Source organism: Leucobacter soli, assembly GCF_042659205.1.
GTDB classification, from domain to species: domain Bacteria; phylum Actinomycetota; class Actinomycetes; order Actinomycetales; family Microbacteriaceae; genus Leucobacter; species Leucobacter soli.
The window spans coordinates 1-1,210 of record NZ_JBHSRW010000388.1 but is presented as its reverse complement, the minus strand read 5'-3'; the positions used below and the strand labels follow the sequence as shown (position 1 = coordinate 1,210).

The following is a 1,210-nucleotide window of genomic DNA, read 5'->3' as shown; positions in this document are numbered from 1 at the left end:
CGCCAGCCGTAGGAGAGGTCGCCGAGGTCGAGCAGCGTGCCCGGGTGCAGCCGGCTGTCGTCGCCGCGCGCGCCCATCACGTTGTCGTCGGTCAGGTCTCCGTGGATCGCCTGCACCGGCAGTTCCCCGGCGACCGCGGCGAGGGCGGCATTCGCGGCATCGGCGGAGGCGAGCACCCGCTCGTGCAGGCCCGGGTCGGTGATCGAGCCTGCCAGCTTCACCGTCTCGGCATGGGCGACGCGCATGTCCCACATGTGGGCCCGGTCGAGGCCGGCGTGGGCGAGGCCGGCGAGCGCACTCACCGAGGCCGCGGCAAGCTCCCCGAACTCCTCGAGCACGACGGGCGCGAGGTAGCCCGCGTCGACGATCGACTCCCCCGCGGCGAACTCGCTGCGGCGCACGGCGAGGCCGTTCCATCGCTGCGTGAGCTCCCCGTCGATCCCGGGCAGCACCACCGCCACCGCGACGCCGGCCGCGCAGTACGCGTCGATCGCGGCGTGCTGGCCCTCGCGCGCCGCGTCCCCGAAAACCGGGTTGTCGACGCGCAGCACGCTCTTCGCGCCGTCCGCCTCGACGAGCAGGAAGTTGCGATCCTGGTTGCTGCCGAGCTCGACCGCCGTCGCCTCGAGGCCGTAACACACGCGTGCGATGGTCTCTGCGCCGCGCTCATCCACGTCGGGGCGCACGAGGCCGCCCGTCTGGTTATCCGTCATCGTGATATCTCCATCCGAAGAACTTCGAAATGATGTGGCGAGTGTGTTGGGTACCGCATCCTGTGCGCTTCGCGCTCGCGGGGTACTCGGGCTCGGGTCGCGTACGGCGACCGCACAAGCCGGCGTCTCGGGTGCCTCGAGAGGCGGGAAAGTGCTCAAAATTTTTCAGCAGGCAGCATTTTTCCGCCTTTCGAGACCGGTTTCAGGGCAGCAGCCTCCGCATCTCCTCGGCCAGCGCCGTGAATGCGCGGCGACGGTGGGAGCTCGCGTCCTTCTCCGCCGGGCTCAGCTGCGCCGCGGATCGCTGCTCGCCCTCGGGGAGGAACACCGGGTCGTAGCCGAAGCCGCCGTCGCCGGCCGGTGCGCGCAGGATCGAGCCCGGCCAGACGCCGCGTACCGCGACCTCGTCGCCTGCGCCGACCGCGCCGTCGCCGGGCAGCGCGAGTGCCGCAGCGCAGACGAACGATACGACGCGGTGAGCGTCGGCGAGCTCGAGC

General features: G+C 71.4%; 2 protein-coding genes. Both read right to left on the bottom strand.

Going from position 1 to position 1,210, the window contains the following annotated elements:
- Positions 1–713 (bottom strand): phosphotransferase (locus tag ACFPZL_RS13415; protein ID WP_382335874.1); only part of this gene is annotated, 713 nt, incomplete at its 3' end.
- Positions 714–915: 202 nt separating this feature from the next.
- Positions 916–1,210 (bottom strand): non-canonical purine NTP pyrophosphatase (locus ACFPZL_RS13410; protein WP_382335872.1); only part of this gene is annotated, 295 nt, incomplete at its 5' end.